This is a genomic window from Streptomyces rishiriensis, assembly GCF_030815485.1.
Taxonomy (GTDB): domain Bacteria; phylum Actinomycetota; class Actinomycetes; order Streptomycetales; family Streptomycetaceae; genus Streptomyces; species Streptomyces rishiriensis_A.
The window spans coordinates 2,352,093-2,376,642 of the sequence record NZ_JAUSWV010000002.1 but is presented as its reverse complement, the minus strand read 5'-3'; the positions used below and the strand labels follow the sequence as shown (position 1 = coordinate 2,376,642).

20 protein-coding genes are annotated in these 24,550 nt (G+C 71.2%); 16 read left to right on the top strand and 4 right to left on the bottom strand.

What is annotated here, in order from left to right; genetic code table 11:
• Positions 1-343: 343 nt before the first annotated feature.
• The 4 genes from QF030_RS13075 to QF030_RS13060 all read right to left on the bottom strand — a co-directional run bounded on the left by QF030_RS13075 (position 344) and on the right by QF030_RS13060 (position 6,145).
• A complete protein-coding gene (locus QF030_RS13075; protein ID WP_307162835.1) occupies positions 344-2,857 on the bottom strand; it encodes a transglutaminase family protein in 2,514 nt (837 codons plus the stop codon).
• Complete coding sequence (locus tag QF030_RS13070; RefSeq protein ID WP_307162834.1) at positions 2,854-4,236, bottom strand: DUF58 domain-containing protein; 1,383 nt, start codon at positions 4,234-4,236, stop codon at positions 2,854-2,856. The genes QF030_RS13075 and QF030_RS13070 overlap by 4 nt, the downstream gene beginning before the upstream one ends.
• Entirely contained in the window at positions 4,236-5,267 is a 1,032-nt protein-coding gene (locus QF030_RS13065) for an AAA family ATPase (protein ID WP_307162833.1), read from the bottom strand. Before QF030_RS13065 ends, QF030_RS13070 begins: the two co-directional genes overlap by 1 nt.
• Before the next feature lie 269 nt (positions 5,268-5,536).
• On the bottom strand, positions 5,537-6,145 hold the full coding sequence (locus QF030_RS13060; protein ID WP_373428759.1) for a beta-class carbonic anhydrase: 609 nt from the start codon (positions 6,143-6,145) through the stop codon (positions 5,537-5,539).
• A gap of 257 nt (positions 6,146-6,402) precedes the next feature.
• On the opposite strand from QF030_RS13060, the gene rsmH reads away from it, so the two are divergent.
• The 16 genes from rsmH (at position 6,403) to QF030_RS12980 (ending at position 24,549) form a co-directional block, all read left to right on the top strand.
• Complete coding sequence (gene rsmH / locus QF030_RS13055) at positions 6,403-7,359, top strand: 16S rRNA (cytosine(1402)-N(4))-methyltransferase RsmH (RefSeq protein ID WP_307162831.1); 957 nt, start codon at positions 6,403-6,405, stop codon at positions 7,357-7,359.
• A gap of 45 nt (positions 7,360-7,404) precedes the next feature.
• Positions 7,405-7,950, top strand: coding sequence for a septum formation initiator family protein (locus QF030_RS13050; RefSeq protein ID WP_307162830.1), 546 nt, complete (start codon positions 7,405-7,407; stop codon positions 7,948-7,950).
• A gap of 5 nt (positions 7,951-7,955) precedes the next feature.
• Positions 7,956-9,917 (top strand): peptidoglycan D,D-transpeptidase FtsI family protein, encoded by a 1,962-nt coding sequence (locus QF030_RS13045; protein ID WP_307162829.1) that lies wholly within the window; start codon positions 7,956-7,958, stop codon positions 9,915-9,917.
• A gap of 160 nt (positions 9,918-10,077) precedes the next feature.
• Entirely contained in the window at positions 10,078-11,754 is a 1,677-nt protein-coding gene (locus tag QF030_RS13040; protein ID WP_373428758.1) for a UDP-N-acetylmuramoyl-L-alanyl-D-glutamate--2,6-diaminopimelate ligase, read from the top strand.
• Between the two features lie 4 nt (positions 11,755-11,758).
• Positions 11,759-13,174, top strand: a complete 1,416-nt coding sequence (locus tag QF030_RS13035; RefSeq protein WP_307162827.1) for a UDP-N-acetylmuramoyl-tripeptide--D-alanyl-D-alanine ligase — start codon at positions 11,759-11,761, stop codon at positions 13,172-13,174.
• On the top strand, positions 13,171-14,244 hold the full coding sequence (mraY, locus tag QF030_RS13030) for a phospho-N-acetylmuramoyl-pentapeptide-transferase (RefSeq protein WP_020129934.1): 1,074 nt from the start codon (positions 13,171-13,173) through the stop codon (positions 14,242-14,244). Before QF030_RS13035 ends, mraY begins: the two co-directional genes overlap by 4 nt.
• Entirely contained in the window at positions 14,226-15,653 is a 1,428-nt protein-coding gene (gene murD / locus QF030_RS13025; protein ID WP_307162826.1) for a UDP-N-acetylmuramoyl-L-alanine--D-glutamate ligase, read from the top strand. Before mraY ends, murD begins: the two co-directional genes overlap by 19 nt.
• A gap of 108 nt (positions 15,654-15,761) precedes the next feature.
• Positions 15,762-17,126 (top strand): putative lipid II flippase FtsW, encoded by a 1,365-nt coding sequence (gene ftsW, locus QF030_RS13020; RefSeq protein WP_307162825.1) that lies wholly within the window; start codon positions 15,762-15,764, stop codon positions 17,124-17,126.
• 6 nt (positions 17,127-17,132) lie between these two features.
• On the top strand, positions 17,133-18,230 hold the full coding sequence (gene murG, locus QF030_RS13015) for an undecaprenyldiphospho-muramoylpentapeptide beta-N-acetylglucosaminyltransferase (RefSeq protein ID WP_307162824.1): 1,098 nt from the start codon (positions 17,133-17,135) through the stop codon (positions 18,228-18,230).
• Positions 18,231-18,373: 143 nt separating this feature from the next.
• Entirely contained in the window at positions 18,374-19,168 is a 795-nt protein-coding gene (locus QF030_RS13010; protein ID WP_307162823.1) for a cell division protein FtsQ/DivIB, read from the top strand.
• Between the two features lie 277 nt (positions 19,169-19,445).
• The gene (gene ftsZ, locus QF030_RS13005; RefSeq protein ID WP_171396726.1) at positions 19,446-20,642 is read left to right on the top strand and encodes a cell division protein FtsZ; all 1,197 of its coding nucleotides are present in this window, start codon (positions 19,446-19,448) and stop codon (positions 20,640-20,642) included.
• Positions 20,639-21,367, top strand: a complete 729-nt coding sequence (pgeF, locus tag QF030_RS13000) for a peptidoglycan editing factor PgeF (RefSeq protein ID WP_307162822.1) — start codon at positions 20,639-20,641, stop codon at positions 21,365-21,367. Before ftsZ ends, pgeF begins: the two co-directional genes overlap by 4 nt.
• 6 nt (positions 21,368-21,373) lie before the next feature.
• Positions 21,374-22,093, top strand: a complete 720-nt coding sequence (locus tag QF030_RS12995) for a YggS family pyridoxal phosphate-dependent enzyme (RefSeq protein WP_307162821.1) — start codon at positions 21,374-21,376, stop codon at positions 22,091-22,093.
• Between the two features lie 128 nt (positions 22,094-22,221).
• Entirely contained in the window at positions 22,222-22,863 is a 642-nt protein-coding gene (locus tag QF030_RS12990; RefSeq protein WP_062647419.1) for a cell division protein SepF, read from the top strand.
• A gap of 62 nt (positions 22,864-22,925) precedes the next feature.
• Positions 22,926-23,210, top strand: coding sequence for a YggT family protein (locus QF030_RS12985; RefSeq protein ID WP_020129925.1), 285 nt, complete (start codon positions 22,926-22,928; stop codon positions 23,208-23,210).
• A gap of 52 nt (positions 23,211-23,262) precedes the next feature.
• On the top strand, positions 23,263-24,549 hold the full coding sequence (locus QF030_RS12980) for a DivIVA domain-containing protein (protein ID WP_307162820.1): 1,287 nt from the start codon (positions 23,263-23,265) through the stop codon (positions 24,547-24,549).
• Position 24,550 lies beyond the last annotated feature (1 nt).

Sequence of the window (24,550 nt, the reverse complement as noted above, 5' to 3'; positions counted from 1 at the left end):
GCCGGGCTCGTACCGATGCTCGATCTCTGCCGGAGACCGCCAGGAGCGAGCCCGGGCAAGCCCGAGACCGCCAGGGCCGCGACCGCCAGGGGCGCGACCGCCAGGGGCGCGACCGGGCAAGCCTGGGACCGCCAGGGCCGAGCCCGGCCAGGCCCGAGACGGCCAGGCCCGAGACGGCCAGGGCCGAGCCCGGCCAGGCCCGAGATGGCCAGGCCCGAGACGGCCAGGGCCGAGCCCGGCCAGGCCCGAGACGGCCAGGGCCGAGCCCGGCCAGGCCCGAGACGGCCAGGCCCGCGACGGCCAGGGCCGAGTCCGGCTTCACCTGGAGCCGGGCTCGGCTTTCTCAGCCGCTCTGCTGCTGGCCCTGAGGTCCGGACGGGCGCCGCACAAGAGTCGCCAGACGGGCCGCCCAGGACGCCTTGAGGGCCGTCCAGCGGTCGCTCAGGTCCCAGACCGCGCGAACGGCCGAACGCGGCGCCACGACGGCACGCACGCGCGTGGTCCAGCCGACCCGCTCGCGCAGCGCCCCCTGCACCCTGCGTACGTCGTCGGCCAGGCCGGACTCCGCCCTCGGCTCCGGGGCGAACAGCACCTGCTCCACGGCGCCCGCCACCCGGTGCACCGAACGGCCCACCGACTCGTCCAGCTCTCCGATCCGGATGATCCGCGCGGCGGCCCGCCGGGGGGTCAGGGCGTCGTCCGGCTCGATGCCGTAGTCCCAGGCCGTGTCGGTGAGCTCGCGCCACACCGCCAGCACATGCCCGACGGTCGCCTCACCGGCCTCCTGCGCCGGCACGTCCAGCAGCACCGCGGGACCGGGGTCGCCCGGCTGCCGGTCGTCGCCGCCGTCCTTGCGTCGGCCCGGGGGAGCCCCGGCGGGCGAGGACGCGGAGTGCTGGGCGGAGGCCAGCCGCACCGAGCGTCTTCTCAGCCGCCACAGCATCGGCAGCAGCGGCAGGGCGAGTGCCGCCGCCCCCAGCAGCGTCCATCCGGCGATCGCGTACCAGGGGGTACCGCCGCCGTCCTGCTCCGTCGGGTCCAGCGGCAGCGCGGCGGCGCAGCCCTCGAGCTTCTTGTCCTGCGCCGAGCAACTGGTGCTCGCCGAGGGCTCGGCCGAAGGCGCCGCGTCCGCCGAGCGGGAGGCCTGGGGCAGGTCGGGCACGGTCTCGCCCGAACTGTCCGGCAGCGTGTACGTGGGCGTCGTGCCGCGGGTGGGGGTCGGCTCGAAACGGGTCCAGCCGACGCCCTCGAAGTACAGCTCCGGCCAGGCGTGCGCGTCCTTGAGGCCGACCGCCACCGACCCGTCCGCCTGCGGGGAACCCGGCGCGAAGCCCACCGCGACCCTCGCCGGTATGCCCAGCGTGCGGGCCATCGCGGCCATCGCGAACGAGAAGTGGACGCAGAATCCCTGCTTGTCCTTCAGGAAGCGGGCGATCGCGTTGGGCCCGCTGCCGACCTCGACCTCGGTGTCGTACTCGAAGCCGCCCGTCACCGCGAAGTAGTCCTGGAGCGCGACGGCCTTCTCGTAGTCGCCGGCGGCGCCCGCGGTGATCTCCCGGGCCTGCTGTGCCACCACCGCGGGGAGGGAGTCCGGGACCTTGGTGTAGGTGCTCCTCACGGAGCCGGGCGCCTCGGGCGCCGAGGCCAGCTGCTCCGCCGTCGGCTGCACGTCGAGGCTCGTCACCTGGTACGTCTTGCCGCTGGTCTTCTGGCCGTGGTCACCGACCAGGGTCATGCCGACCGGCTCGTACCGCCAGTTGCCCTTGATCTGCACGCTGCTGGGCGGGTACGGCATCGGCAGCCAGTCCTGGCCGTAGCCGGTGGCGGCCGCGATCCGGGTCGTGACCTCGGTCCGCTTGACGTCCCGGCCCAGACCGGTGGGCGAGGGGAACTCGTCCGGCACGGCGATGATGTGTCGCTTCGCCGGCTTCCACGTCGTGCCGTCGAAGTCGTCCAGCGACACGATCCTCAGGTACATGTCCGAGATGTTGCTGGTGGTGGTACGCAGGGTCAGGACCGTGCGGTCCTCGTCCACGTTCAGGCTGTCGCGCAGCGACACCAGCGGGTTGACCGCGGAAATGGTGCCCCCGCTGCCGTTGCCCGCGCCGACGCCGGTGCCCGCCCCGTCCAGCAGGCCGCCCTGTATCGCGGGCAGCGGCAGGAGCGGCACCACGAGGGCGACGCCCAGCGCGGCCATGCCGATGCGACGGCCGGTGCGCACCGGGGCCACCGGGCCGGGCTGTCCGCCCGGACCGCGCGGCGCCCCGCCGAAGACCCGGCCCCACTGCGAGAGCCGCTCCCGGCCCTCGGCGAGCAGCAGCATCAGATAGCCGGCCGCGGCGACGAGGAACCACAGCCAGTCGGTCACTCCTTCGGACAGGCCCGCGGCGACCGAGTACAACGCCAGCAGCGGCAGACCGGCCGGGGCCGCGTTGCGGTAGGTCACCGCGAGGGTGTCCACCGCCAGGCCGATCACCAGCACCCCGCCGATCACCATCAGCCGGATGCCGTCGGACAGCGGGGCCGGGATCGCGTACCGCCCCACGTCGTCGGTGCCCGTCTGGAGCAGGTCGCCGAAGTGGCGGAAGGCCTCCGGGCCGGGGATCAGGCCCGCGAGGGCGTGCTCACGGGCGAAGAGCAGGGTCAGCAGCACCAGCGTGACCAGGGCCTGCGCGGCCACCGTCAGCGGCCGGGCCAGCGGCACCCGGCGGGTCGCCGCGCCCACCCCGGACTGGACGGCCAGCAGGAACGCCGCCTGGAGGAACCAGGTCGCCGGGGTGACGAGGGGCAGCAGGGCGCACGAGGCCATCAGTGTCGCCGCCGCCGAGCACAGCGTCAGTCGAGCCCGCCCGCTCATGCCCATCCCTCCCCGCCGTTCGTCCCGCTCGCCGTCGTCAGGCCCGCCCGCTCGCGGTCCGCCTGACGCCAGAGCTCGTTCAGCGAAGCGCCCCGCGGCACGCTCAGGGCCGTCCAGCCCGCCTCGCGCAGCATCCGCAGCCGCTCCTCCTGCCTGTTCATCGGATCGGGCACGCCGTTCGGTTCACGCGCCCAGCTGTCGCCGTCCAGCAGGAAGGCGACCGCGCCGCCGCTGCGCTGGCGCATCTTCGCGGCCACCGCCGCCTGCTCCTCGTCGAGACCGCCGAGGAAGGCCACCAGCAGTCCCTCGTTGCCGCCGCGCAGCACGTCGTAGGCCCGGGACAGGCCCGTGCCGTCGGAGTGGTCGACCACCGCAAGGGTGTCCATCATCAGTCCGGCAGCGTCGGCCGACTCCTGGCTCGCGCCGGCGAACCCGTCGGAGCCCTCGCCGGGTACCGAGTTGCCCGTGTCCGTCAGCAGCCGCACGGAGAAGCCGCGCTCCAGCATGTGCACCAGCACGGACGCGGCGCCCGAGACCGCCCACTCGAAGGCGGAGTCCGGGCCCGCGCCCCGGTAGGCGGGACCCCGGGTGTCCAGCAGTACCGTGCAGCGGGAGCGCTGAGGCTGTTCCTCGCGGCGCACCATCAGCTCGCCGTAGCGGGCCGTCAGACGCCAGTGCACCCGGCGCAGGTCGTCGCCGTAGCGGTAACCGCGCGGGATCACGTCGTCCTCGCCGGCCAGCGCCAGCGCGCGCTGGCGTCCGTCGCCGTACCCCTTGGCCTCGCCGCTCAGGCGGACCGGGGACAGCGACTCCACGCGCGGGATCACCGTCAGCGTGTCGTAGGTGGAGAACGCCCTGGTGAGCTCGCACATGCCGAAGGGATCGCTGAGGCGCAGCTGGAGCGGGCCCAGCGGATAGCGGCCGCGCAGGTCGGAGCGGACCCGGTAGGAGACCTCGCGGCGGCCGCCCGCCTCGACCCGGTCCAGGACGAAGCGGGGGCGCGGTCCGAGCACGTAGGGCACCCGGTCCTGGAGCATCAGCAGGCCGGTGGGCAGCCGCGAGACGTTGTCCATCCGCAGATGGACCCGGGCCTCGCTGCCTGCGGGCACCCGCGCGGGGGAGAGCCGGCGGCTGCCGGCGACCCGGTAGCGGGTGCGGTAGACGACGGCCGCGCAGATCAGCGGCAGCGCGGCCAGCAGCAGCCCGACCCGCAGCAGATCGGGCTGTCCCAGTACGTAGGCGCAGATGGCGGCCGCGATACCGGCGGCCAGGAAGGAGCGGCCGCGGGTGGTCAGACCGGCCAGGGCCGTGCGTGCGCCGCCCTGGTCGCCCTTCTCCCCGTGGGCCGTGGACGGCTGCCCCGCCCCTCCGGTGGTCATCACAGCCTCCGCGACTGCTGGCCGTACGCCTGTGTGCCGTGGCCCAGTCCGTACCCGTGCTGCTGGGGGGACGCGGGCACCGAGGTGCGCTGGATGATCTCCTCGACGACCTGCTCCGCCGTGCGGCGGTTCAGCTGCGCCTGCGCGGTGGGCAGCAGACGGTGGGCCAGGACGGCCACGGCGAGGTTCTGCACGTCGTCCGGGAGCGCGTAGTCCCGGCCGCTGAGGGCGGCGGTCGCCTTGGCCGCGCGCACCAGGTGCAGCGTCGCGCGCGGCGAGGCGCCGAGTCTGAGGTCGGGGTGGGTGCGCGTGGCGGAGACCAGGTCGACCGCGTAGCGGCGGACCGAGTCGGCGACGTGGACTCCGCGGACGGCGTCGATCAGCTTCACGATCTCGTGGGCGTGCGCGACCGGCTGGAGGTCGTCCAGCGGGCTGACCCCGCCGTGCACGTCCAGCATCTGGAGCTCGGCCTCCGGGCTCGGGTAGCCGATGGAGACACGGGCCATGAAACGGTCGCGCTGGGCCTCGGGCAGCGGGTAGGTGCCCTCCATCTCGACCGGGTTCTGGGTGGCCACCACCATGAAGGGACTCGGCAGCTCGTACGTCGTGCCGTCGATGGTGACCTGGCGCTCCTCCAGCGACTCCAGGAGCGCCGACTGGGTCTTGGGCGAGGCGCGGTTGATCTCGTCGCCGATCACGATCTGCGAGAAGATCGCGCCCGGTTTGAACTCGAACTCCCGGCGCTGCTGGTCCCAGATGGACACCCCGGTGATGTCCGAGGGCAGCAGGTCGGGCGTGAACTGGATGCGGCGCACCGAGCAGTCGATGGACTTCGCCAGCGCCTTGGCGAGCATCGTCTTGCCGACGCCCGGTACGTCCTCGATCAGCAGATGCCCCTCGGCGAGGAGCACGGTCAGCGAAAGCCGTACGACCTCGGGCTTGCCCTCGATCACTCCCTCCACCGAACTGCGGACACGCTCCACAGTGGCGGTCAGATCTGTGAGGCTCGCTCGCTCGTCATAGGTCGTCACCCGGCCCTCCTCGGCCCAAACTTTCTCCGGGCCGACGCTCTGTGCGGCAAACCGGCCCACCCCGAATCACGGACGCCGTGCCCGAACTGCTCAGCGTGGCGTCACACCCGCATTCTTGCTGCCGTTACCGATTCGTGTCACTCGCCTGTGGACAACTGTCCTCGTTATGTCGGTCTTATGACTGTTTGGGCGTCCGAGGCGCGGAAATCAACAGCGAAACGACAGCGAACGACGGCGTCCGTGAACGTCGCACAGGGCCGTGGGGGCGGTTACCTGGGGTCGATCTCGCGCAGCAGGCCCGTCTTCACGTCGAACACGAAGCCGCGCACGTCGTCGGTGCTCACCAGGAACGGCGAGGTGCGCACCCGCTGCATCGACTGCCGTACGTCCTGGTCGACGTCGCGGAAGGCCTCCACCGCCCAGGCCGGACGCTGGCCGACCTCCATCTCCAGCTCCGTGCGGAACTCCTCGGTGATCGCCTCGAGGCCGCAGCCGGTGTGGTGGATGAGGACGACGCTACGCGTGCCCAGCTTGCGCTGGCTGATGGTGAGCGAGCGGATCACGTCGTCGGTGACCACGCCGCCGGCGTTGCGGATCGTGTGACAGTCGCCGAGTTCGAGGCCGAGTGCCGCGTGCAGGTCGAGACGGGCGTCCATACAGGCCACGACCGCGACGTGCAGGACGGGGCGGGCGTCCATGCCGGGGTCGGAGAAGGCCGCCGCGTACCGCTCGTTCGCCTCGACGAGGCGGTCGGTGACGGTGCCCTGCGTTATGGCGCCTGCGGGCCGCGCGGGAAGCGATGCAGAAGTCGTCATACCTATGACGGTACTGGTCACGTGCGTTCCGGGCCTGCCGTGAGAACGGAAAAAGAGTGTCATCACGTGCTCTTTGTGAGGTAAGCCACAGAGGAGGCGGGCAGGGGTGCCGTCGGGCCGCGCCGCGCAGGCCGGTTGATTGACCGCGAGACACCGTGGACTAAAGTGACGCGAAGCGGGAGGCGACGATCTCCCTGCTGGACTGAACCCGTGAGACCCCGGCCGGCCGCCGGAGATCTCCCCGCGGCGCCGGCAGGCCTTCCCTTCCTGAGGGGCGGGGACCCGGCGGTGCGTACACCCGCCGGATCTGAGAGGGCCCCTTGAGCCAGAGTCGACACGTCCCGGTGATGCTCCAGCGGTGCCTGGACCTGTTGGCCCCCGCCCTCCAGCGGCCGGACTCGGTGGTGGTCGACTGCACGCTCGGCCTCGGCGGCCACAGCGAGGCGCTGCTGACGCGGTTCCCCGAGGCCCGGCTCGTCGCCCTCGACCGTGACAAGGAGGCGCTGCGCCTGTCCGGCGAGCGCCTGGCCCCGTTCGGCGACCGCGCCACCCTCGTGCACGCCGTCTACGACGAGCTGCCCGAGGTCCTGGACCGGCTCGGCATCGCGCGCGTGCAGGGCGTCCTGTTCGACCTCGGCGTCTCCTCCATGCAGCTCGACGAGGCCGACCGCGGCTTCGCCTACGCCCAGGACGCCCCGCTCGACATGCGGATGGACCAGACGACCGGTGTCAGCGCCGCCGAGGTCCTCAACACGTACCCGCCCGGTGAACTGGTGCGGATCCTGCGGGCCTACGGCGAGGAGAAGCAGGCCAAGCGGATCGTCTCCGCGGTGGTGCGCGAGCGCGACAAGGAGCCGTTCACCAACAGTGCGCGGCTCGTCGAGCTGATCCGCAACGCCCTTCCCCAGGCCGCCAAGCGCACCGGCGGCAACCCGGCCAAGCGCACCTTCCAGGCGCTGCGCATCGAGGTCAACGGCGAACTCTCCGTCCTGGAGCGGGCGATCCCGGCCGCGGTGGGGGCGATCGACGTGGGCGGGCGGATCGCCGTCCTGTCGTACCACTCGCTCGAAGACCGGCTGGTGAAGCAGGTGTTCGCGGCCGGCGCCGCCAACACCGCGCCGCCCGGGCTGCCCGTCGTCCCCGAGCGTTACCAGCCCCGGCTCAAGCTGCTCACCCGCGGTGCCGAACTTCCCACCGAGGAAGAGGTCGCCGAGAACCGGCGGGCCGCCCCGGCGCGTCTGCGCGGGGCCGAGCGAATCAGGGAGTCCATCGAATGACGGGCGTGAGCCGAGGGTTCGGAATTCCGACCCGGGGGAGGCCGAGTGAGTAGGAAACCCGAACTGAAGGGGAGGGCCGCCCGGCTGGCGCGACTCTTCCCGACCGGGCCGCGGCAGGCCGCCCGTACCCCGTTCGTCCTCCTCGTCGTCCTCCTCCTGGGCGGCGGTCTCATCGGACTGCTCGTGCTGAACTCCGCGCTCAGTGAGGGCTCGTTCAAGATGGACGACCTCCAGAAGGACACCAAGAGCCTCACCGACGAGGAGCAGGCGCTCCAGCGGGACATCGACTCCTACTCAGCCCCCGACGCCCTCCAGCGCCGCGCGCGCGAACTCGGCATGGTCCCCGGCGGAGACCCGGCCTTCCTGGATCCCGACGGCACCGTGAAGGGCGTCCCCTCGCCCGCCGTCCAGCAGTCCCTCGAGGACGCTCCCGCCGCCGTACGGCCGCCGGAGGCCATCCCGGTCTCCCGGACGATCGAGGCGCCGCCGTCGCCCGTGACACCCACGCCGAGCACCCTTTCCGAGCCGACCGAGCCCCCGGCTCCGAGCGCCGCCCCGACCGAAGCCATCCCCGAGACCCCCGGCAGGTGACGGAAGTGTCCGACAGGGAACCGCCGCGCCGGCGCGTGCCCGGCCCCGCCCGGCCCTCCCGCCCGGCGACCGCCCAGCGGCGCCCGGGCCCCGGCGCCCGTCCCGCCCGCCGCCCGACCGCACCGCGCCCCGCGGCCCCGCGGGCCATCCGGCTCGGCAGCCCCCGCCCCCGCCTGCGGATGGTCGGCCTCGCGCTGACCCTGGTGCTGATCGCCTTCGTCGTCCGTCTCCTCCAGGTGCAGGCCGTCGACGCGAGCGCCTATGCCGCGAAGGCCGAGCAGAACCGGTACGTCGGCCAGGTGCTCCCCGCCGAGCGCGGCGAGATCACCGACCGCACCGGCGTGGCCTTCGCGAGCAGCGTGGACGCCTACGACATCACGGCCGACCCGACGATGTTCACGCGCGGGCAGCTGAAGGTCGGCGACGGCCCCGAGCAGGCGGCCGCCCTCCTCGCGCCGATCCTCGGCCAGGACCAGTCCGCGCTCGTCAAGAAGCTGCGGCCGAAGGACGCGAGCCTGCGCTACGTCAAGCTGGCCGGCCGGCAGACACCGCAGGTCTGGAAGCAGATCAAGGACCTGAGGTCCGCCCTGTCCACCAAGGAGGAGACGGACAGCTCCACCGTCAACGTCCTCGCCGGCGTCTTCTCCGTCCCCAGCAGCAAGCGCGTGTACCCCAACGGGAACCTCGCCGCCGGGATACTGGGCTGGGTCAACGCCGACGGCAAGGGCGGCGGAGGTGTGGAGCAGCAGCTGAACGGGACCCTGGCAGGCAAGGACGGCAAGATCCGCTACGCCCAGTCCGGCGGCCGCCAGGTGCCCACCGTGGGCTCCACCGAGACCCCCGCGGTGCCCGGCTCCGACGTCGAGCTGACGATCGACCGGGACATCCAGTGGGCCGCGCAGAACGCCATCACCGAGCAGGTGCGGGAGTCCCGCGCGGACCGCGGCTACGTCATCGTCCAGGACAACCGCACCGGCGAGATCCTCGCGATGGCCAACTCGCCCGGCTTCGACCCCAACGACCTCTCGCAGGCCAACTCCGCGGACCTGGGCAACGCCTCCGTCCAGGACGCCTACGAACCCGGTTCCACGGCCAAGGTCATGTCGATGGCCGCCGTGCTGGAGGAGAACGCCGCGACACCGCTGACGCATGTCACCGTGCCCAACCGGCTGCACCGCGGCGACCGGCTCTTCCAGGACGACATCGACCACGCCACCTGGTACCTCACGCTCAACGGCGTGCTCGCCAAGTCCAGCAACATCGGCACCATCCTGGCCACCGGCCAGCTCGGCAGGACGCAGACCGAGGCCAACCAGGTGCTCTACTCGTACCTGCGCAAATTCGGCATCGGCAGCCACACCGGACTCGGCTTCCCCGGCGAGACGAAGGGCATCCTGGCCCAGCCCGGCAAGTGGTCGACCTCGCAGCAGTACACGATCCCCTTCGGTCAGGGCATGTCCCTGAACGCGCTCCAGGCGGCCTCCGTGTACTCGACGATCGCCAACGGCGGGGTCCGCGTCGAGCCCACCCTGGTGCGGGGAACCAAGGGCCCGGACGGAAGCTTCACCCCCGCCGAGGCACCCGCGAAGACCCGGGTCGTCAGCCAGAAGACGGCGAAGACCCTCGCCCAGATGCTGGAGTCGGTCGTGGACGACGAGGAGGGCACGGGCGCCAAGGCGCGTATCCCCGGCTACCGCGTCGCGGGCAAGACGGGTACCGCCAACCGGGTGGACCCGGCCACCGGCACCTACAAGGGCTACACCTCGTCGTTCGCCGGGTTCGCGCCCGCCGACAACCCGCGGGTCACCGTGTACTGCGCCATCCAGAACGCCACCGAGGGCAGCTACTTCGGCGGCCAGATCTGCGGTCCGGTATTCAAGCAGGTCATGGAGTTCTCCCTGAAGACCCTCCAGATCCCGCCGACCGGCGCCAAGGCCGCGAACCTCCCGGTCACCTTCACCCCCTGACCGCCCCGTACCGACCGCCCCGCACCGAACGCCCCGTACCGCCCCGCACCGAACGCCCCGTACCGACCCGCACCGAACGCCCCGTACCGACCGTCCCGCACCGCCCGACTCCGACCCCGCCCCGTCACTGTTCAGCGCCGAGCAAGCCAGGAACCAGCCCGTGACCATGATCACTCCCGACCCCGGGAACCCCGCACCGCCCGCAGCGCCGTCCGCGGCCCCGGCCTCGCTTCGCCCGCAGGCGGGTACGCCCGGTACGCTCACCGCCGTGCCACACGCTGATCAGTCCCGAACCACCCAGAAGGGCGCTTCCGTGACATATCCGGGACCGCCGCGACCGGCCCAGGTCTCCGCCACACCCCTCGCGGAGCTCGCCGGTCAGCTGGGCGCCGAACAGCCGGAGGGCGCCGCCGTCGAGGTCACGGGCATCACCCACGACTCGCGCGCGGTCCGCCCCGGCGACCTGTACGCCGCCCTGCCGGGCGCCCGCCTGCACGGCGCCGACTTCGTCACCCAGGCCGCGGGTCTGGGCGCGGTCGCCGTCCTGACGGACCCCACCGGCGCGGAACGCGCCGCCGCGACCGGCCTGCCGGTCCTGGTGGCCGACGACCCGCGCGCGCGGATGGGCGCACTGGCGGCCGCCATCTACGGCGCCCCGGGCCGCGACCTGCTCCAGATCGGCATCACCGGCACCTCGGGCAAGACGACCACCGCCTATCTCATCGAGGGCGGCCTCAAGCCGGTCAGGTCCACCGGTCTGATCGGGACCGTCGAGATGCGCATCGGCGACGAGCGGATCAAGTCCGAGCGCACCACCCCCGAAGCCACCGACCTCCAGGCGCTGTTCGCGGTCATGCGCGAGCGCGGTGTCGAAGCGGTCGCCATGGAGGTCTCCAGTCACGCGCTGGTCCTGGGCCGGGTCGACGGCTGTGTCTTCGACGTCGCCGTCTTCAACAACCTCAGCCCGGAACACATGGAGTTCCACTCCGGCATGGAGGACTACTTCCAGGCCAAGGCGCAGCTGTTCACCCGGAAACGCAGCAAACTCGGCGTGGTCAACTTCGACGACGAGTACGGCCGCCGGCTCATCCGCGAGGCGGAGGTCCCGGTCGTCAGCTTCTCCGCGGAGGGCCACCCGGACGCCGACTGGCGCGCGGTCGACGTCGAGATCGGTCCGCTGGACTCGACGTTCACCGTCGTGGGCCCGGACGGGGTGCACATCGCCGCCAGGTCGCCGCTGCCGGGCTCGTTCAACGTGGCGAACACCCTGGCCGCGATCGTCTCCCTCGCCGTCGCCGGCATCGACCCGCGGACCGCCGCGGACGGCGTCGCCGCGGTGCCGGGCGTGCCGGGCCGGCTGGAGCGGGTGGACGCCGGGCAGCCCTACCTCGCGGTCGTCGACTACGCGCACAAGACGGACGCCGTCGAGTCGGTCCTGAAGGCGCTGCGCAAGGTCACCAAGGGCCGGCTGCACGTCGTCCTCGGCTGCGGGGGCGACCGGGACCGCACCAAGCGCGTCCCGATGGGCGCCGCCGTGGCCCGGCTCGCCGACACCGCCGTACTGACCTCCGACAACCCCCGCTCCGAGGACCCCCTCGCGATCCTCGCGGCGATGCTCCAGGGCGCGGCGTCCGTGCCCGCGCACGAGCGCGGCGACGTCCTGCTGTTCGAGGACCGTGCCGCCGCGATCGCCGCGGTCGTCGCCCGTGCGCACGCCGGGGACACCGTGCTGGTCGCGGGCAAGGGCCACGAGCAGGGCCAGGACATCGCCGGGGTGGTCCGTCCGTTCGACGACCGCCAGGTGCTTCGCGAAGCTATCCAGCAGACCCAGGGATGAACTTGTGATCGCCCTCTCCCTCGCCGAGATCGCAGCAGTCGTCGGCGGGCAGACGCACGACATACCGGATCCGTCCGCGGAAGTCACCGGACCGGTCGTCCGGGACTCCCGTGACGTGGTGCCCGGCAGCCTCTTCGTCGCCTTCGTCGGCGAACGCGTGGACGGCCACGACTACGCGGCCGCGGTCGTCGAGGCGGGTGCGGCGGCCGTACTGGCCGCACGCCCCGTCGGCGTCCCCGCGATCGTCGTGGACGACGTCCAGACGGCGCTGGGCGCCCTCGCCCGGCACGTCGTGCGGAAGCTCGGCGCGACCCTCGTCGCGCTCACCGGCTCGGCCGGCAAGACCAGTACCAAGGACCTCATCGCGCAGGTCCTGCAGCGCAAGGCGCCCACCGTCTTCACGCCGGGCTCGCTCAACAACGAGATCGGACTGCCGCTGACCGCCCTGTCGGCGACCGAGGAGACGAAGTTCCTCGTGCTCGAGATGGGCGCCCGCGGGATCGGCCACATCCGCTACCTCGCCGATCTGACGCCTCCGAAGATCGGCCTCGTGCTCAACGTCGGCACCGCCCACATCGGCGAGTTCGGCGGCCGCGCGCAGATCGCACAGGCAAAGGGCGAGCTCGTCGAGAGCCTCCCGCCGGCCGGCGAGGGCGGCGCCGCGATCCTCAACGCCGACGATCCGTTGGTCCGGGCCATGGCCTCCCGTACGAAGGCGAAGGTGGTCTTTTTCGGAGAGTCAGGCGAAGCGGACGTACGGGCCGAGAACGTGCGACTCACGGACAGCGGACAGCCCGCCTTCAGCCTTCACACACCCTCCGGGTGCAGCGACGTGACCATGCGCCTGTACGGTGAGCACCACGTGTCGAACGCGCTCGCAGCGGCCGCCGTCGCCCATGAGCTGGGCATGTCCGCGGAAGAGATCGCCACCGCGCTCTCCGAGGCGGGCTCCCTCTCCCGCTGGCGGATGGAGGTCACCGAGCGCCCGGACGGCGTGACGATCGTCAACGACGCCTACAACGCGAACCCCGAGTCCATGCGAGCCGCTCTGCGCGCGCTCGCGGCCATGGGCAAGGGGGGCCGGACGTGGGCGGTGCTCGGCAAGATGGCCGAGCTCGGGGACGAGGCGCTCGCCGAGCACGACGCGGTCGGACGGCTCGCCGTCCGGCTCAATGTCGGCAAGCTCGTCGCGGTCGGGGGCAGGGAAGCCGCCTGGCTGCAACTGGGCGCATATAACGAGGGTTCGTGGGGTGAGGAGTCGGTGCACGTGTCCGACGCACAGGCGGCGGTCGACCTGTTGCGCAGCGAGTTGCGCCCGGGGGACGTCGTGCTCGTGAAGGCGTCCCGTTCGGTCGGCCTCGAGAGTGTCGCGCAGGCGCTGCTCGCGACCGGCACCGAGGGTGAGGTCGCCGCCCGATGATGAATCAGATCCTGTTCGCGGGTGTGATCGGCCTCTTCCTGACGCTGGTCGGTACGCCGCTGCTGATCAAGCTGCTGGCACGCAAGGGCTACGGCCAGTACATCCGCGACGACGGCCCGCGCGAGCACGCCAGCAAGCGCGGTACGCCGACGATGGGCGGCATCGCCTTCATCTTCGCGACGATCGCCGCGTACTTCCTGTCCAAGGTGATCACCGGCAAGCCCCCGACCTACTCGGGTCTGCTGGTGCTCGGCCTGATGACGGGCATGGGTCTGGTCGGCTTCCTCGACGACTACATCAAGATCGTCAAGCGGCGTTCGCTGGGTCTGCGGGCCAAGGCGAAGATGGCGGGCCAGCTGATCGTCGGTATCGCCTTCGCGGTGCTCTCGCTCCAGTTCTCCGACTCGCGCGGCAACACCCCGGCCTCCACGAAGCTGTCGTTCATCACGGACTTCGGCTGGACGATCGGCCCGGTGCTGTTCGTCGTCTGGGCGCTGTTCATGATCCTCGCGATGTCCAACGGCGTGAACCTGACGGACGGTCTGGACGGCCTCGCCACCGGCGCCTCCGTCCTCGTCTTCGGCGCCTACACCTTCATCGGCGTCTGGCAGTTCCAGGAGTCCTGCGCCAACGGCGAGACCCTGACCAACCCCAGCGCCTGTTACGAGGTGCGCGATCCGCTGGACCTCGCGGTCATCGCCTCCGCGCTGATGGGCGCCTGCCTCGGCTTCCTGTGGTGGAACACCTCGCCGGCCAAGATCTTCATGGGCGACACCGGTTCGCTGGCGCTCGGCGGCGTGCTCGCGGGTCTCGCGATCTGCTCCCGCACCGAGCTGCTGATCGCGCTCCTGGGCGGCCTGTTCGTGCTCATCACGATGTCGGTCGTCATCCAGGTCGGCTCCTTCAAGCTCACCGGCAAGCGCGTCTTCCGGATGGCGCCGCTCCAGCACCACTTCGAACTCAAGGGCTGGTCCGAAGTCCTGGTGGTGGTCCGTTTCTGGATCATCCAGGGCATCTGTGTGATCGTCGGACTGGGCATCTTCTACGCGGGATGGGCAGCGGACAAGTGACCGACTGGCAGGGGAAGAACGTCACCGTCGCCGGGCTCGGCGTCTCCGGCATCCCGGCGGCCAAGGTGCTGCACGGGCTCGGCGCGAAGGTCACCGTCGTCAACGACGGGGACGACGCACGCGCGCGTGAGCAGGCCGCCGAGCTGGAGGCGCTGGGCGTCACCGTGCGCCTGGGTGACGGGGCGACCCTGCCCGAGGGCACCGGACTCATCGTCACCGCACCCGGCTGGAAGCCCGACAAGCCGCTGTTCACGGCGGCCCACCAGGCCGGAGTACCGGTCTGGGGCGACGTCGAACTGGCCTGGCGGCTCAGGGAACTGGACGGCAGGAAGGCAGCGCCCTGGCTGTGCGTCACGGGCACCAACGGCAAGACGACCACCACCCAGATGCTGGCGTCGATCCTCGAGGCGGCCGGCCTGCGCACGGCGGCCGTCGGCAACATCGGCGTCTCCCTGCTGGACGCCGTCCTCGGGGAGGAGACGTACGACGTCCTCGCCGTCGAACTCTCCAGCTACCAGCTGCACTGGGCGCCGTCGCTGCGCGCCCATTCCGCCGCCGTCCTGAACCTCGCCCCCGACCACCTCGACTGGCACGGCTCCATGGAGGCGTACGCCAAGGACAAGGGCCGTGTCTACGAGGGCAATCGGGTCGCCTGCGTCTACAACCTCGCCGACAAGGCCACCGAGGACCTGGTGCGGGAGGCGGACGTCGAGGAGGGCTGCCGGGCGGTCGGCTTCACCCTCGGCGCCCCCGCCCCGTCCCAACTCGGCGTCGTGGACGGCATCCTGGTCGACCGCGCCTTCGTCGAGAACCGGCAGCACAACGCCCAGGAGCTCGCCGAGGTCTCCGACGTCCGTCCGCCCGCCCCGCACAACATCGCCAACGCCCTTGCCGCGGCGGCCCTCGCGCGCGCCTTCGGGGTGCCCGCCAAGGCCGTACGGGACGGCCTGCGGGCCTTCACACCGGACGCCCACCGCATCGCCCACGTGGCGGACGTGGACGGCGTCGCGTACATCGACGACTCCAAGGCGACCAACACGCACGCCGCGGAAGCGTCGTTGGCGGCCTACGAGTCGATCGTCTGGATCGCCGGCGGACTGGCGAAGGGCGCCACCTTCGACGAGCTGGTCGCCAAGTCGGCGAAGCGGCTTCGAGCGGCGGTGCTCATCGGCGCCGATCGCGCCCTGATCCGGGAAGCCCTGGCGCGACACGCCCCGGAAGTACCCGTCGTCGACCTCGAGCGGACGGACACTGGGGCGATGCTCGCGGCTGTCCAGGAGGCCCGGCGCCTCGCCGTCGAAGGCGACACGGTGCTCCTCGCCCCGGCCTGCGCCTCCATGGACATGTTCGTCAACTACAACCAGCGCGGCGACCTGTTCGCCGAGGCGGTTGGCGAGCTCGGAACCTGACCCGGCCGCCTGCCGGGCGACCTTGGGAGGGACGCGTGGGACCGTCACGGCCGACGTACGGCGCGGCAGCCGGGTACAGCGGTTGCGCCGCGCACCGGGGAGCAGCCGATGCCCGGTAGCCGTACCGGGCGTCCGCCTGTCCAGCGGACCGTCCGCAGACCCGCCGCAGCGTTCCGCGCACCCCGCGGCAACCCCGTACGACGGCTCCACACGCGTGTGCAGAGGGCCTGGGACCGGCCGCTGACCGCGTACTACCTGATCTTCGGCGGCAGCCTGCTGATCACCGTCCTGGGCCTCGTGATGGTCTACTCGGCCTCCCAGATCACCGCGCTGCAGATGTCGTTGCCGGGATCGTTCTTCTTCCGCAAACAGTTCCTGGCCGCCTCCATCGGGGCCGCGCTGCTGCTGGTCGCCTCCCGGATGCCGGTGAAACTGCACCGGGGGCTCGCCTATCCCATCCTCGCGGGCGCCGTCTTCATGATGGCGCTGGTGCAGGTACCGGGGATAGGGATGTCGGTCAACGGCAACCAGAACTGGATCTCGCTCGGCGGTTCCTTCCAGATCCAGCCCAGCGAGTTCGGCAAGCTCGCGCTGGTGCTGTGGGGTGCCGATCTGCTCGCCCGCAAACAGGACAAGAAGCTGCTCGCGCAGTGGAAACACATGCTGGTGCCGTTGGTGCCGGTCGCGTTCATGCTGCTCGGGCTGATCATGCTCGGCGGCGACATGGGCACGGCGATCATCCTGACGGCGATCCTGTTCGGGCTGTTGTGGCTGGCGGGGGCGCCCACCCGGCTCTTCGTCGGGGTGCTGTCGATCGCGGCCACCCTTGGTGTGATCCTCATCAAGACCAGTCCCAACCGGATGGCCCGCTTGCAGTGCATCGGCGCGACCGACCCCGGACCCGGCGACGCCTGCTGGCAGGCCGTGCACGGAATCTACGCCCTGGCCTCCGGCGGGATCTTCGGCTCGGGACTCGGTGCGAGTGTGGAGAAATGGGGCCAACTGCCCGAAGCTCACACCGACTTCATCTTCGCCGTCACCGGTGAGGAACTGGGCCTCGCGGGGACGCTGTCGGTACTCGCCCTGTTCGCGGCTCTAGGCTATGCGGGTATCCGCGTGGCCGGACGCACGGAGGACCCCTTCGTGAGGTATGCCGCGGGAGGCGTGACCACCTGGATCACCGCTCAGGCGGTGATCAACATCGGTGCGGTGCTCGGTCTGCTGCCGATCGCCGGCGTCCCGCTCCCGCTGTTCTCCTACGGGGGTTCCGCCCTGCTGCCGACCATGTTCGCCATCGGGCTGCTGATCGCTTTCGCACGCGACGAGCCCGGTGCGCGGGCGGCGCTTGCGATGCGGCACCCCCGCTTTGGTAGAAAGCGGGGGACTGGGGGCTCCGCGTTCGACCGGAGTTTCCGGAGATGGAACACGATGCGACGGCGTGCCTCGGCGGCGCGTTCGTCCGGAGAGCGGTGAATTTCGGTGCATGTCGTACTCGCTGGTGGGGGGACCGCCGGCCACATCGAGCCGGCGCTCGCCCTCGCGGACGCCCTGCGCAGGCAGGACCCCACCGTGGGGATCACGGCCCTGGGGACGGAGCGCGGCCTGGAGACCACGCTCGTTCCGCAGCGGGGCTACGACCTCGCGCTGATCCCCGCGGTGCCGCTGCCGCGCAAGCCCACCCCTGAACTGATCACCGTCCCGGGCCGGCTGCGCGGCACGATCAAGGCCGCCGAGCAGATCCTGGAGCGCACCAAGGCGGACGCGGTCGTCGGCTTCGGCGGCTACGTGGCGCTGCCCGGTTACCTGGCCGCCAAGCGCCTCGGCGTCCCGATCGTCGTCCACGAGGCGAACGCCCGCCCCGGCCTGGCCAACAAGATCGGCTCGCGCTACGCGGCCCGGGTCGCGGTCTCCACGCCCGACAGCAAGCTGCGGGACGCCCGCTACATCGGCATCCCGCTGCGCCGCTCCATCGCCACCCTGGACCGCGCCGCCATGCGCCCCGAGGCCCGGCACGTGTTCGGCCTCGACCCCAACCTGCCCACTCTGCTGGTCTCCGGCGGTTCGCAGGGCGCCCGTCGCCTCAACGAGGTCGTCCAGCAGGTCGCGCCCTGGCTCCAGCAGGCCGGTATCCAGATCCTGCACGCGGTCGGCCCGAAGAACGAACTGCCGCAGGTGCAGCAGATGCCGGGGATGCCCCCCTACATCCCGGTACCGTACGTGGACCGGATGGACCTCGCGTACGCCGCCGCCGACATGATGCTCTGCCGCGCGGGCGCGATGACCGTCGCCGAACTCTCCGCCGTCGGGCTCCCGGCCGCCTATGTCCCGCTGCCCATCGGCAACGGCGAACAGCGGTTGAACGCCCAGCCGGTGGTCAAGGCGGGCGGCGGGCTGCTGGTCGACGACGCGGAACTGACCCCCGAGTGGGTCCGGGAGACCGTCCTGCCCGTCCTCGCCGACCCGCACCGGTTGTACGAGATGTCCCGCGCGGCCAGCGAGTTCGGCCGCCGGGACGCCGACGAGCTGCTCGTCGGCTTGGTGTACGAGGCGATCGCCGCCAGCCGTGCACGACGTTAGGAAACGCGTCGGCGAGTGAGCCGAAGGGGCGCGTCGGTGTCGGGAGCCCGAGCACGCGAAGGCCCGAGGGGCTGAGCGCGGCCGGGCTCCCGACACCGGCTGCGGCGCCCCGGAGGTGAACCGAGCCAGGAAAGGGAGTGTGCGTGGCCGGATCCGCCACCGCCGAGCGCGGTGCACGCCAGCAGGAGTCGTCCGGCCCGCCCCTCGTCCGGCGGTTGGGGCCGCGCCGACTTCGTACGATCATCATTCTCGCGCTGGCCGTCGTGTTCCTCGGCGCGGGCGCCGGCTGGGCGCTGTACGGCTCGCAGTGGCTGCGCGTGGAGCGTGTCTCCGTGTCCGGCACGAAGGTGCTGACATCGCAGCAGGTGCGGGCGGCCGCCGCCGTGCCGGTCGGATCGCCGTTGGTCTCGGTCGACACCGACGCGATCGAGGCCCGGCTGCGCAGCGAACTGCCCCGGATCCACTCGGTCGACGTGGAGCGTTCGTGGCCCCATGGAATCGGCCTGAAAGTGACAGAGCGTACGCCGGTTCTGCTTGTCCGAAAGGGGTCGAAGTTCGTGGAAGTGGACGACGAAGGCGTCAGTTTCGCCACGGTTTCCGAGGCCCCGAAAGGCGTTCCGCTGCTCGAAATGGCCGCTTCCTCGTCCCGTTCGGCCGCCGCGAGCCTGCGCCGGTTCGGCGAGGCCCGGCTGGTGCGGGAGGCGGTGAGGGCCGCCGGTTCCCTGCCCGCCGGCGTCGCGCGGGCGACCCGGGTCGTCAAGGTCCGTTCCTACGACGACATCTCGCTGGAGTTGAGCGGCGGCCGCACGGTCGCGTGGGGGAGCGCCGAGAAGGCCGCGGCGAAGGGTCGCACACTCACCGCACTCATGAAAGCCGCCCCGGCCGCCCGGCACTTCGATGTCAGCGCGCCCACCGCCCCCGCGTCAGCGGGGAGTTGACGCACATCCGCGCAGGCCACCACCCTGGTTGGGCAGTGACACGCCTGATCACATAGGGTGAAAAGAAAAACGGGAGGTTCGGCGTGTTCGTTGAACGGGCGCCACGTGTCGACTTAGTGTCCTGTTCAGAAGACTCCAAGGAACACTCACACTGGTAACCCTAAACTTCAGCGTTAGGGTTCGGGTCGGCGAAACGGACCGTCCCATTCGGCATCAGTCGTCGGATCGCATCACCTGCGAGGCGACGACACGTAACTCGAGGCGAGAGGCCTTCGACGTGGCAGCACCGCAGAACTACCTCGCAGTCATCAAAGTCATCGGTGTCGGCGGCGGTGGTGTCAATGCCATCAACCGGATGATCGAGGTCGGTCTCAAGGGCGTCGAGTTCATCGCCATCAACACCGACGCGCAGGCGCTGTTGATGAGCGACGCCGACGTCAAGCTCGACGTCGGCCGTGAACTCACGCGCGGACTCGGCGCCGGCGCCAACCCGGCCGTGGGCCGCAAGGCCGCCGAGGACCACCGCGAGGAGATCGAGGAGGTCCTCAAGGGGGCCGACATGGTCTTCGTCACGGCCGGCGAGGGTGGCGGCACCGGCACCGGCGGCGCGCCCGTCGTGGCCAACATCGCGCGCAACCTCGGCGCCCTCACCATCGGCGTGGTCACCCGCCCCTTCACCTTCGAGGGCCGGCGCCGCGCCAACCAGGCCGAGGACGGCATCGCCGAACTCCGTGAAGAGGTCGACACCCTCATCGTCATCCCCAACGACCGGCTGCTGTCCATCTCGGACCGCCAGGTCTCGGTCCTGGACGCCTTCAAGTCGGCCGACCAGGTCCTGCTCTCCGGCGTCCAGGGCATCACCGACCTCATCACCACCCCCGGTCTGATCAACCTCGACTTCGCCGACGTCAAGTCGGTCATGTCCGAGGCCGGTTCGGCCCTCATGGGCATCGGCTCGGCCCGCGGCGACGACCGCGCGGTGGCCGCCGCCGAGATGGCGATCTCCTCGCCGCTCCTGGAGGCCTCCATCGACGGCGCCCGGGGCGTCCTGCTCTCCATCTCCGGCGGCTCCGACCTCGGCCTGTTCGAGATCAACGAAGCCGCCCAGCTGGTCAGCGAGGCCGCGCACCCCGAGGCCAACATCATCTTCGGCGCGGTCATCGACGACGCCCTCGGCGACGAGGTCCGGGTCACCGTCATCGCGGCCGGCTTCGACGGGGGCCAGCCCCCGGCCCGCCGGGAGACCGTCATGGGTTCGTCCTCGTCCTCGGCGCGCCGCGAGGAGCCCACTCCGGTACGGCAGCCCGAGAGCCGGCCGTCCTTCGGCTCGCTCGGCAGCGTGACTCCCAAGGAGGACCCGCAGCCGGCGCCCGAGCCGGTTGCAGACCTTCCGGTCTCGCCGCCGGTGCCGCCGTCGCGGTCCTACTCGGACAGCGCGGCCGAGGAACTGGACGTGCCGGACTTCCTGAAGTGATAGGACAGCGCGAGAGCGTGAGCGGCGCGCACTTCGCCTTCACCGACCGGTGGGGCGGGGTGAGCGCCGCTCCGTATGAGGAGCTCAACCTCGGCGGAGCGGTCGGCGACGACCCCGACGCCGTACGCGCCAATCGTGAACTGGCGGCCAAGTCGCTGGGTCTCGACCCCGGCCTGGTCGTCTGGATGAACCAGGTGCACGGCAACGACGTCGCCGAGGTCGACGGACCGTGGACCACCCGGCTCACCCCACCGGTCGACGGACTGGCGACCGCGACCCGGGGACTCGCCCTCGCCGTGCTGACGGCGGACTGTGTGCCCGTCCTGCTCGCCGACCCCGTCGCCGGGGTGGTCGCGGCCGCTCACGCCGGGCGGCCCGGCATGGTCAAGGGGATCGTGCCCGCCGCGATCGACGCGATGGAGTCGCTCGGCGCGGACCCCTCCCGGATCGTCGCCCGCACCGGACCCGCCGTGTGCGGGCGGTGCTACGAAGTGCCGGAGGGGATGCGCGCCGAGGTGGCCGCCGTCGAGCCGGCGGCGAGCGCCGAGACGAGCTGGGGCACTCCCGCCGTCGACGTGGTCGCCGGGGTGCACGCGCAGCTCGATCGGCTCGGGGTGCGCGACCGGGAGCGGTCGCCGGTGTGCACACGGGAGTCGAACGATCACTTCTCGTACCGCCGCGACCGCTCCACGGGGCGACTCGCGGGATATGTCTGGCTGGACTGATAGGGCATGACGGACCGTAAGCGTGAACTCGCCGCAAACCTGGCGAAAGTGGAGGAGCGGATCGCCGCCGCATGCGCGGCCGCGGGCCGTGCGCGGGAGGAGGTGACCCTGATCGTGGTCACCAAGACCTACCCGGCGGGCGATGTCCGGCTCCTGTCGGAACTCGGTGTGCGCCATGTCGCCGAGAACAAGGACCAGGACGCCGCGCCCAAGGCGGCCGAGTGCGCCGAACTGCCGCTGCGATGGCACTTCGTCGGCCAGCTGCAGACCAACAAGGTGCGCTCCGTGGTCGGTTACGCGGACGTGGTGCAGTCCGTCGACCGGGCCAGGCTGGTGACGGCCCTGTCCAAGGAGGCCGTGCGGGCCGGGCGCGAGGTGGGCTGTCTGCTGCAGGTGGCGCTCGACGCCGGGGCGAGCGAGCGGGGTGAGCGGGGCGGGGTGGCCCCGGGCGGCGTCGAGGAGTTGGCCGCTCAGGTCGCCGGGTCGCCGGGGCTGCGCCTTGACGGACTGATGACCGTCGCACCTCTGACCGGGGAGTACGCCGGGCGCCAACGCGAGGCCTTCGGGCGGTTGATGGATTTGTCGACTGACCTGCGCCGAGCCCATCCGGCTGCGAACATGGTGTCGGCAGGGATGAGTGCGGATCTCGAGGACGCCGTGGCGGCCGGAGCGACACATGTACGCGTCGGCACTGCGGTACTCGGAGTCCGCCCCAGGCTCGGGTAACGTCGCCAGGAAGTCGGACCACAGTAGAAAATATGGTCATTACCGCCGAAGGGCGGACACAAGGGCCACGTGGATCGCGGGACTTGGCAGTTGAAAGTCGATCCACCACAGAGCGGAGGACTCAGAGAATGGCCGGCGCGATGCGCAAGATGGCGGTCTACCTCGGCCTCGTGGAGGACGATGGGTACGACGGCCGGGGATTCGACCCCGACGACGACTTCGAACCCGAGCTCGACCCGGAGCCCGAGCGGGACCACCGGCGACATGAGCCGTCTCACCAGTCACATGGTACGCATCAGTCCCAAAGGGACGAAGAGGTGCGAATCGTGCAGCCGCCGGCGCCGCGTGAGCCGGTGGCTCGTTCCGCTTCGCTGGGCGCGGAATCCGGACGCCCGGCGCGGATCGCGCCCGTGGCATCCATCACACAAGAACGTCAGTCCCTGGAGAAGAACGCACCGGTGATCATGCCCAAGGTCGTGTCGGAACGAGAGCCGTACCGGATCACCACACTTCACCCCCGGACCTACAACGAGGCCCGTACCATCGGGGAACACTTCCGTGAGGGCACCCCGGTGATCATGAATCTGACGGAGATGGATGACACAGACGCGAAGCGACTTGTCGACTTTGCGGCCGGTTTGGTGTTTGGTCTTCACGGCAGCATCGAGCGGGTGACGCAGAAGGTGTTCCTGTTGTCGCCTGCTAACGTCGATGTCACGGCGGAGGACAAGGCCCGCATCGCAGAGGGCGGGTTCTTCAACCAGAGCTGAGACGCAGGTCCGGAAACGGCAGTACAGAGAAGCATGGAACAGGGGAGAGGGAAGCACCGAACATGAGCGTGGTCCTGGATGTCGTCTACATCGCGCTGATGGTCTTCCTCATCGTGCTCATCTTCCGGTTGGTCATGGACTACGTCTTCCAGTTCGCCCGCTCATGGCAGCCCGGCAAGGCGATGGTGGTCGTTCTGGAGGCCACCTACACTGTCACCGATCCACCGCTCAAGCTTCTGCGGCGGGTCATCCCGCCGTTGCGTCTCGGGGGCGTGGCGCTCGACCTGTCCTTCTTCGTACTGATGATCATCGTCTACATCCTGATCTCGATCGTGAGCCGGCTGTGAGCGATGTGAACTACCGTCTTGCCGATGCCGACGACTACGTTGAGGTGAAGAGATGCCGTTGACCCCCGAGGACGTGCGGAACAAGCAGTTCACGACCGTCCGCCTCCGAGAAGGCTATGACGAGGACGAGGTCGATGCCTTCCTCGATGAGGTCGAAGCCGAACTGACCCGCCTGCTTCGTGAGAACGAGGACCTGCGGGCCAAACTGGCCGCGGCCACGCGCGCTGCTGCCCAGAACCAGCAGAACATGCGCAAGCCGCCCGAACAGGACCAGCAGCAGGGTGGCATGCCCCAGCAGGGCGGCATGCAGCAGGGCGGTATGCAGCAAGGCGGCATGCAGCAGGGCGGCATGCAGCAGCAGGGCGGTATGCAGCAGCAGGGCATGCCCCAGCAGGGGATGCCTCCGCAGGGCATGCGAGGCCCGGGCGCTCCGGTGCCCGCCGGCATATCGGGCCCGCCGCAGCAGCAGATGGGTGGCCCCATGGGTGGCCCGCCCCAGCTGCCGAGCGGTGCGCCGCAGCTGCCCGCCGGCCCCAACGGCGGCCAGGGTGGCCCGCAGGGTCAGGGTCCGATGGGCCAGGGCCCCATGGGTCAGGGCCCGATGGGCCAGGGTCCGATGGGTCAGAACCCTATGCAGCAGCAGATGGGTGGCCCGATGGGCCAGAACCCCATGCAGCAGCAGATGGGTGGCCCGATGGGCGGCCCCATGGGTGGTCCGATGGGCGGCCCCGGTCAGGGTCCCGGTGGCGACAGCGCCGCCCGTGTCCTGTCGCTGGCCCAGCAGACCGCCGACCAGGCGATCGCCGAGGCCCGTTCCGAGGCCAACAAGATCGTCGGTGAGGCGCGTTCGCGTGCCGAGGGTCTCGAGCGGGACGCCCGTGCCAAGGCCGACGCCCTGGAGCGGGACGCGCAGGAGAAGCACCGCGTCGCGATGGGCTCCCTGGAGTCCGCCCGCGCCACGCTGGAGCGCAAGGTCGAGGACCTGCGTGGCTTCGAGCGCGAGTACCGCACGCGTCTGAAGTCGTACCTCGAGTCCCAGCTGCGACAGCTGGAGACCCAGGCCGACGACTCCCTCGCTCCGCCGCGTACTCCGGCCACGGCCTCGCTGCCGCCGTCCCCGGCGCCTTCCATGGCACCGGCCGGTGCAGGTGGCCAGTCCTACGGCGGCAACCCGGGCATGGGCGCTCCCAGCCCGGCCGGTCCGTCCTACGGCGGGCAGCAGCAGATGTCCCCGGCGATGACCCAGCCGATGGCGCCGGTGCGGCCGCAGGGCCCGTCGCCGATGGGCCAGGCTCCCTCGCCGATGCGTGGCTTCCTCATCGACGAGGACGACAACTGAC